The sequence below is a fragment of the Clostridium nigeriense genome (assembly GCF_050585265.1).
Taxonomy (GTDB): Bacteria; Bacillota; Clostridia; order Clostridiales; family Clostridiaceae; genus Clostridium; species Clostridium nigeriense_B.
This window is the reverse complement of record NZ_JBNOOE010000036.1, coordinates 1-9,198: the sequence shown is the minus strand read 5'-3', so window position 1 is coordinate 9,198 and position 9,198 is coordinate 1. Positions and strand designations below refer to the sequence as shown.

Below are 9,198 nucleotides of genomic sequence, written 5' to 3'. Positions count from 1 at the left end.
AAACTCTCAATAAAAAGTTTAATCTTTTGCTCAAATTACCTTGAGTCTTAATTTTAAGACTTAAAAGAATTGCTGGTCTATTTTATACTTAACTTATATTCTGTTCAATTTTCAAAGACCATTTTTCTTCGTCGCCCTCAAGCGACTTTCTTATCTTACTACTTTAAGATTTGTTTGTCAACATTTTTTATTTGACTTTTAAAATCTTTTTTCTTAGCAAGTTGTTTCTCTTGGGAACGAAACTTATCTTACCACTTATACCTATACTCATTTTCAATAAATCAATATTCCATCCTAAATTATATATAATTTTCTAAGTTATTCTTTATATTTATACATTTTTCTGCTATTGATACACCTGGTTCATTTGTTATTAACTTTTTATACTTATCTCATAAAACTTTGTAAAAGTGAGATAGAAAATCTTTAATATCTCTGCTTTAATACGAAAGATTATTTTCTACCTCTTCTAAACTTCTAATTTACTAATTCCCTATATTAACCTTCTTCTTTGTATTGTAACTGGATAATTATCAGTTCCTTTTACAACTTTATTTTCAGTAACTAATGTTCCCTTATCAGCTATAACATTATTCATTATCACATTAGTTCCTATAATACTATTTTGCATTATAATACAATTTTCTAATTTAGCTCCTTTTTCTACTATTACACGCCTACCAATAATGCAATTTTTAATTTCTCCTTCTATATATGATCCATTAGCTATTATAGAATTGGAAACTAAACTTTTTTCTGTATATTGAGTTGGTGGTTCATCCTGTGATTTTGTATAAATCGGCTTCTTGTTATAAAATAATTCCTTATTAATGTTTTGATTTAATATATCAATATTAGTATCAAAATAAGATTTTATAGAATTTATACATGATAGATACCCAGTAAACTCAAATGCTCCTACTTTTATACTTCTTAAATTAGAGTCTATATACCCCTTTATTTTTCTATGAATTCCAGTTCTTATACATTCATGAACCATATTAGTGAATAATTCTGTTTTCATAATATACATTTCCATATTTATTTTTGCATTCTTCTCTCTACCAATATTTTCTCCAATGCTTATTACTCTATTATCCTCATTTATATTAAGTATCCCACATTCTAAAAAACTCTTATCAGCCCTATCAACATTCTTATATACTATAGTGACATCATTTCTTGACTTAGTATGATATCTAAATACTTCATTATAATCTATATTGCAAATCATATAAGAAGGACTTATTAAAACATATTCCTTTCGGCTCTGTTCAATAAACTCTATGTTATCCGCAAAATTATGAATATCATCTATATTAGGATTATAATCTCCAAAATTAAATACCCTAAGTCCATCCTTTTTTCTATGGAGATCCCAAGGCCTTCCATTAGTCAAATGATTTATTAATGATCTTGACTTATTTGCCGTAAAAATTCCTATTCCCTCTATTCCTGAATTAGCCATGTTAGATAAAACAAAATCTATAACTCTATACCTTGCAGAAAGTGGTACCGATGCAAGTGTTCTATATCTAACTAACTCTCCAATTCTATCTTGCTTCTCATCTAAATTTATAATTCCTAAACAGTTTTTCACACCCTTCCCCTCCTAAATATTAACTATTTTATTGTTCTCTGTTATTTCTTTATAATTGAGATTCGGCTCATTAATAACATATTGGTATGCACCAACTACATCAATTTTTTTCATATCTCCAATATTACAACCATGACTAATTATTGCATTATTACCTACAATAGCCTTTTCTATTTTAACGTTATCTCCTATTTGTACATTAGGCATTATTACAGAATCTCTTATTATTGTATTCTTACCAACATATACCCCTTGAGATAATACGGAATTTTCAACTTTACCATGTATTATGCATCCTTCAACAATTAATGAATTTATTATTCTAGCCTCTACTCCTATATAGTGAGCAGGCCTTACCTGATTTTGAGAATAAATCTTCCATTCATTATCATATAAATTTAAATCATTATCTCTTTTTAGCAAATCCATATTAGCTTCCCATAGACTTTCTATTGTCCCTACATCCTTCCAATAACCTTCAAAAGGATATGCTATTAACCTTCTACCACTATTCAACATGTTAGGTATAATGTTTTTCCCAAAGTCATTACTTGAATTAGTATCTCGTTCATCTTCTCTCAAATATCTCTTTAAGATTGACCAATTAAATATATAAATTCCCATTGATGCATTAGTACTCTTAGGCACTTTAGGTTTTTCATCAAACTCATAAATAGAATTATCTTCTCTAGTATTCATAATTCCAAATCTACTAGCTTCTTCTAATGGCACATCTATAACTGCTATAGTTGCATCTGCATGATTTTCTTTATGGAAATCTAGCATCTTATAATAATCCATCTTATAAATATGATCTCCTGACAAAATTAGTACATACTCAGGATCATATCTATCTACAAATTTAATGTTTTGATATATTGCATTGGCAGTTCCTTTGTACCAGTCACCTCCCTTTTCCTCTTGATAAGGTGGTAAAATTGATACCCCCCCATCTCGTCTATCTAAATCCCATGGATCGCCAATACCTATATGTGCATTCAAATCCAAAGGTTTATATTGAGTCAAAACTCCTACAGTATAAATTCCTGAATTCGAACAATTACTTAAAGGAAAATCTATAATTCTATATTTTCCTCCAAAAGGTACAGCTGGCTTTGCTATATTTTTAGTTAATATACCTAACCTCGATCCTTGTCCACCAGCTAAAATCATTGCTACGACTTCCTTTTTCCTCATTCTTATCCCCTTTCACATACCACTACTATTATTTTTAAAAATCAACTATTATGGTGTATTACCTATCAACTCCCCGTATATCCTCATATATTCTTTTGCTGATTTTGTCCAACTATTATCTGACTCCATTGCCCTATTAACAATTTTATTCCATCTATCCTTATCTTTAAAAATACTTAATGCATATTTAATAACAATTAAAAGCTCCTCATATGAGTAATTTCTAAATCCAAATCCATTTCCACTTTCATCATATTCATTATAAGGATTTACAGTATCCTTTAACCCACCTGTTTCTCTTACTATAGGGATACTTCCATATCTAAGAGCAATAAGTTGCCCCAATCCACAAGGTTCAAATAAAGATGGCATTAAAAACATGTCAGATGCAGCATAAATCTTATGAGCTAACTCATTACTAAATCTTATATTAGCATTAAGTTTATTTGGATATCTAAAAGCAAAACTCTTAAAACTGTCTTCATACATTTGATCTCCTGTCCCAAGTATAACTATTTGAACATCTTCTTTTAGTAAATCTTCAAGAATTTTGATAATTAAATCACAACCCTTTTGATGAGTTAATCTAGAGACTAAACCTATCATTGGTATATCTTTATTTACAGGCAAATTAAGCTCTTTTTGTAATTCCTCTTTATTAAGTATCTTATTTGCTATTGTCGTATAATCATATTTAAATTTTATATATCTATCATCTTCTGGATTATATTCCTTATAATCTATCCCATTCACTATTCCCTCTAGATAATCTCCTCTATATCTTAATAGTCCATCTAGTTGTTCTCCATATTCAGGTGTTTTAATCTCTTCAGCATACGTCTTACTAACAGTTATTACTTTATCCGAATAATTAATTCCACCCTTTAAAAAACTCACAGCACCATTATGCTCTAAACTTCCATTAAAGAAAGACTCATAATCATATCCAAAAAGTTCTGGTAATACTTCTGGAGAAAAAATTCCCTTAAAAAACAAGTTATGAATTGAAAGTAAAGTTTTTATATTTTTAAATTTGTCATCATTAATATATTCTAATTTATGAAGTACAGGTACCATTGATGTTTGCCAATCATTACAATGCAATATATCCGGTGTCCAATCTATATATTTTAAAAACTCTAATACAGCTCTACTAAAAAAGGCAAATTTTTCCCCATCATCATAGTATCCATATAGTTCCCCTCTCTTAAAATAGTATTCATTATCTAATAGATAAAATATAATTCCTTCATATTCATATTCCAAAATTCCACAATATTGATTTCTCCAGCCTACATTCACATTAAAATCACCTATATATTTAAGATTATTTTTTATTTCTTCCTTAATATCCCTATAGTTAGGAATTACCACTCTTACATCTGCACCCAATTCTTTCAATGCTACTGGCAATGCACCTATAACATCTCCTAATCCTCCTGTTTTTATAAATGGATGTGATTCAGATGCTACAAATAAAATTTTCAACCCTATTCCCCCTTATTTTCTTTATCATTTATTTTTGATATTTTAAATATTGATGTTGCCATAGGTGGTACCTTTATGGATATAGAATAAGGCTTTTTGTGATATTTAATTTCTTCTGAAACTACTAATTCTTTATTTACTAGATTAGATCCACCGAATAAACTAGAATCAGTATTAAATATTTCTTGATAATTAGCATCATAAGGAACACCTACTTTGAAATCATAGTAAACTACAGGAGTAAAGTTACATATAAATATCAATGTATCCTCTATATTGCTACTTCTACGCATAAAAATAAATATACTCTGATTTGAATTATCTGCATCTATCCATTCAAAACCAGAGGTATCATAATCTAATTCCCATAGTGCTTTATTTTCTTTATAGAATTTATTTATTTCCTTAGAGAAAATCTGCATCTTTTTATGCATCTCAAAATTTTCTATTAGTTTCCACTCTAATTCTTCATATTCTCTCCATTCTATAAACTGAGCAAATTCACAACCCATAAAGGTTAACTTTTTTCCTGGATGACCCATCATATATGATAAATATAATCTTAACCCTGCGAATTTATTCCAATAATCTCCCCACATTTTATCTACTAAAGATTTTTTTCCATGAACTACTTCATCATGAGATATAGGCAAAATAAAATTTTCTGAGTAATTATACATCATGGAAAATGTCATTTTATTATGATAATGTTTCCTATATATAGGGTCCATTTCAATATATTTTAAAGTATCATTCATCCATCCCATATTCCATTTAAAATTAAATCCTAATCCCCCATCCTCTATCCTTTTACAAACATTAGGCCACGCAGTTGACTCCTCTGCTATCATAAGAATATTATTAAATTTATCAAATACATATGTATTTAATTCCTTCAAAAAATCGACCCCTTCTAAACAGCTATCCCCTCCAAACTTATTAGGTCTCCACTCTCCTTCCCTTCTTCCATAATTTAAATAAATCATATTTGATACTGCATCAACTCTTAATCCATCTATATGAAATTCTTTTAACCAAAAAAATGCATTAGAAATCAAAAAACTCTTTACTTCCGGCCTTCCCAAATCAAAATTAGAAGTTCCCCAGCCCTTATTTTCTGCTTTCCATCCCTCCTCATACTCATAAGTTGGACTTCCATCAAACATATATAAGCCATGTTCATCCTTACAAAAATGTCCTGGTACCCAATCTAAAATAACACCTATATTATTTTTATGAAGAATATTGATAAGCTCTTTTAATTCTTTTGGATTACCGTATCTACTAGTAACCGAATAATAGCCTGTCCCTTGATATCCCCAAGAAGCATCTAAGGGATGTTCAGTAAGAGGCATAAACTCCACATGGGTATATCCCATTTCCACTAAATACTTAGGCAACTCATCACACAGCTCTTTATATGTCATATATTCTCCATTTTTTCTTTTCCATGATCCTAAGTGTATTTCATAAATATTAATAGGCTCTTTTAATATATCTATTTTCTCCCTCCTATTTAACCACTTCTTATCAGACCATCTGAATTTATATTCCTCCCTAACTATTGAAGCCGTATTCGGTCTTAGTTCTGAATTAACACTATAAGGATCCGATTTATACTTTCCCTTTTTAGAATCCCTATTTACTATATAAAACTTATATCTCGTTCCTTCCTTTATTCCATGTATAAATATGCTCCATAAACCTTTATCATTAATCTTCTCCATCTTGTATTCTTCCAAAGGCTTAAAATCACAAAAATCTCCTACAACATATATCTCTCCTGCCTTTGGTGCCCAGGTTGTGAATCTTACTCCTCTTCGCCTATTTTCACTTATACAATGAGCTCCCATAAAGCTATAACTTTGAAAATTTTTCCCCTTATGGAATAGCTCAATATCTCTATTAATAAATTGCTCTTGCTTATATTTATTTTTTTCTGTTTGCGACATATTGATCACTCCCTTAAACTTAACATAATCTATTGAGAATATTATATCACCAAATTACATATATTTCTATTTTTTCAATAATGCAGTAAATATCAGTAATTGTTATTTTATTTTATTTATTTACAAATTAATCCATAGAAATTTGTCTTAAAATTAGAATCTATAGATTAAAAATGTATAAAATATTGTTTTTTATCTATAAATTCTTATAAAAATTATAATTAAGATTTAATTAAGCAGATATTAAGATTTATCTGTACTTATAATTAAGATTTTAATTTTAAAATTAATAATGAAAAATACAATTGGAGGTACAAAATTGAAAGTTTTAGAAGTAAATAATCTAAAAAAATCTCTAGGCAAAAGAGAGATAATTAAAGACATATCCTTTTCGATAGAAGAAGGAGAAATATTTGGTTTCTTAGGCCCAAACGGCGCTGGAAAAACTACTACAATAAGAATTTTAGTTGGGCTTATTCACCCAAATAGCGGTAGTATTAAAATTTGCGGACATGATTTAAAAAATGATACAGAAAAAGCATTAAAAGAAGTTGGAGCAGTTGTAGAAAACCCAGAATTATACAAATATTTATCAGGTAGAGAAAATTTGATGCAAATCGCTAGAATTAGAAATATAGCTAAAGAAGATGTTGAAGATACTATCCGATTAGTTGGTCTAGAAGATAGAATAGATGATAAAGTAAGAAAATATTCTTTAGGTATGAAACAACGTTTAGGTCTTGCAGCTTCTCTTTTATCTAAGCCTAAACTATTAATTTTGGACGAACCTACTAATGGGCTAGATCCATCAGGAATATTGGACTTTAGAGAGGTAGTTAAAAAAGCTGCTAAGGAAAAAGGAATGGCAGTGTTCATATCTTCTCATATATTATCAGAAGTACAACACCTATGTGATAGAGTTGCCTTTATCAATCATGGAACTATTAAATCAGTCGAAAATGTAGTAAATGATTCTATGAAAACTGATACTGATATTATTTGTTTAAATCTTACTAAAGAAATAGATCTAAACTTACTTAAAAGTATTGAATATATAAAATCAGTACGAAAATCTGAAGATGGAATTGAAATTATTTTATTATCTAATACAACTCCAAAACTAATTAAATATCTTGTTACTAATAACTTTGAAATAGAAGAAATCTATAAAATCAGAAAAGGACTAGAACAAAGATATATGGAATTAGTAGAAGGAGGTATAAGATAACTATGATTACACTTATTAAAAATGAACTTATAAAAATTTTCAAAAGACCTAAGACTTGGATAGTTTTTGTTTTATTCCTTGCTTTCATTGGTATAACAGCTTATGGTACATGGAGTGCAGATAAAAACATGAGAGAGTGGATTTCTCCCGAATATCAAATTAAACAAGCTGAAGAACAATTAGTATATATAAGAAATGATATTAAGAGAGCAGAAGCTGATGGTGATGAAAATTGGATAAGTGGATCAAAAGAAATAGAGCAAAACTTATTAAAGCAAATAGATGATAATAAAAAAATTATTGAAAATGGAATTGAAGAAGATGCTTGGAAAAAGCAATTAGATGATAAAATTAAAAACTTAGAAATTATAATTAAAGAATACGAAGATACAGGCATTAATGAATGGAACAAAGTTTATTACGCTCAAGATAAGCAAACTTTAGAAGACTATAAATATCTAAAATCTAATAATATAGCTCCTATAGAAAATTGGGAGTATACCGAATACAGTTTCTATAATAACTTAAGCCAATTCTTCGGTCTAGGATTATTAATTGCAGGTATAGCCGTATTCATGAGTGATATTGTATCTGGAGAATGTACCCCGGCTACTCTAAAATTCTTACTTATACAACCAGTTAAAAGAGGTAAAATATTACTTTCTAAATTTATAGCTGCCGTTATAACAGTCCTTTCATTAATATTAATTCCCCAACTTGCAGGAATGACAATAGTTAATGTAACAAGTAATACAGAAGCTTCTAATTATCCAATTAGAATAGAGCAACAATATGAGAAAAAGTTCAATCAAAACTCACAACAAATAATGATGGAGCAAGTTCCTGATACGTCTACTATGGTAACTAATAAAGAATTTGCATTAAAAAGTATAGGATATCAAGCCTTATTTATATTAACAGCTTGCTCAGTAGTATTTATGATTTCAACTTTATTTAAAAGTAGTATGATCTCTATGGCTGTTTCAGTAATACTAACTATATTCTTAACAATAGGAGGTCAAGCTATCACTACAATAAGTTCATATAGTCACTTATTATTTACAACATATGCTGATTCAGTTAGTTTATTAAACTCAAACTTAGCTTTAGGTTATCAAAATCCTAATTTAACAACTTCCACTGCAATAGCATGTATGTTAATAACTACTATAGTATCTTATATAATAGCACATTTTAATTTTAATAAAAAAGATATCTTAATTTAAAATATTATTATCCACATATAAATAAAGTTATCAACAAAAATATCAAAAAATGATACTAGTTGTTGATAACTTTTATTTTTATTAATATTAATTATTTTTAATAAGATTGATAATTAATATCTATTAATATATAATATTATTAAAGCTATCTATTTTGAAAGGAGTATGAGAAATGAATTCACAAGAAAATAATAATAAGAAGCCCCAAGAAATAATGGCTCCTAAAAAGGTAAAATATCAATGTTTACACACAAGCGAAGCTAGAGAATGTACTTGTATCAGAAGTAAGGGTCTTGTTTTAAATAAATAATAAGACTTTTTATTTAAAAATGAGTTATTCTGTAATATATTAGTTACAGAATAACTCATTATTTTTATAATTTTATAAAAAATAAAAAAGACTTAAGATTTATCTTAAGTCTTTAAACTAACCTGGCAACGTCCTACTCTCCCACACAGTCTCCCGTGCAGTACCATCGGCGCTGTAGAGCTTAACTTTCCTGTTCG

General features: G+C 28.5%; 7 protein-coding genes and 1 rRNA gene. 3 read left to right on the top strand and 5 right to left on the bottom strand.

Annotation, left to right across the window (positions count from 1 at the left end):
• Positions 1 to 493: 493 nt before the first annotated feature.
• Genes glgD through glgB form a run of 4 tightly spaced genes read right to left on the bottom strand, consistent with a single transcriptional unit; the run spans position 494 to position 6,237 of the window.
• Complete coding sequence (glgD, locus tag ACQPVP_RS16905; RefSeq protein ID WP_430851947.1) at positions 494 to 1,600, bottom strand: glucose-1-phosphate adenylyltransferase subunit GlgD; 1,107 nt, start codon at positions 1,598 to 1,600, stop codon at positions 494 to 496.
• 12 nt (positions 1,601 to 1,612) lie between these two features.
• Positions 1,613 to 2,797, bottom strand: coding sequence for a glucose-1-phosphate adenylyltransferase (locus ACQPVP_RS16900; RefSeq protein ID WP_430851945.1), 1,185 nt, complete (start codon positions 2,795 to 2,797; stop codon positions 1,613 to 1,615).
• Positions 2,798 to 2,845: 48 nt separating this feature from the next.
• Entirely contained in the window at positions 2,846 to 4,285 is a 1,440-nt protein-coding gene (gene glgA, locus ACQPVP_RS16895) for a glycogen synthase GlgA (protein WP_430851943.1), read from the bottom strand.
• A 2-nt stretch (positions 4,286 to 4,287) separates the two neighbouring features.
• Entirely contained in the window at positions 4,288 to 6,237 is a 1,950-nt protein-coding gene (gene glgB / locus ACQPVP_RS16890; protein ID WP_430851941.1) for a 1,4-alpha-glucan branching protein GlgB, read from the bottom strand.
• Between the two features lie 319 nt (positions 6,238 to 6,556).
• On the opposite strand from glgB, the gene ACQPVP_RS16885 reads away from it, so the two are divergent.
• The 3 genes from ACQPVP_RS16885 (at position 6,557) to ACQPVP_RS16875 (ending at position 9,001) form a co-directional block, all read left to right on the top strand.
• Positions 6,557 to 7,465: an ABC transporter ATP-binding protein gene (locus ACQPVP_RS16885; RefSeq protein WP_430851939.1), complete on the top strand. Its 909-nt coding sequence runs from the start codon at positions 6,557 to 6,559 to the stop codon at positions 7,463 to 7,465.
• A 2-nt stretch (positions 7,466 to 7,467) separates the two neighbouring features.
• The gene (locus ACQPVP_RS16880) at positions 7,468 to 8,691 is read left to right on the top strand and encodes an ABC transporter permease subunit (protein WP_430851937.1); all 1,224 of its coding nucleotides are present in this window, start codon (positions 7,468 to 7,470) and stop codon (positions 8,689 to 8,691) included.
• Positions 8,692 to 8,863: 172 nt separating this feature from the next.
• Positions 8,864 to 9,001: a hypothetical protein gene (locus tag ACQPVP_RS16875; RefSeq protein ID WP_430851935.1), complete on the top strand. Its 138-nt coding sequence runs from the start codon at positions 8,864 to 8,866 to the stop codon at positions 8,999 to 9,001.
• 120 nt (positions 9,002 to 9,121) lie between these two features.
• On the opposite strand, the gene rrf is transcribed toward ACQPVP_RS16875, so the two are convergent.
• Positions 9,122 to 9,198 (bottom strand): 5S ribosomal RNA (gene rrf / locus ACQPVP_RS16870); the annotation flags it as partial.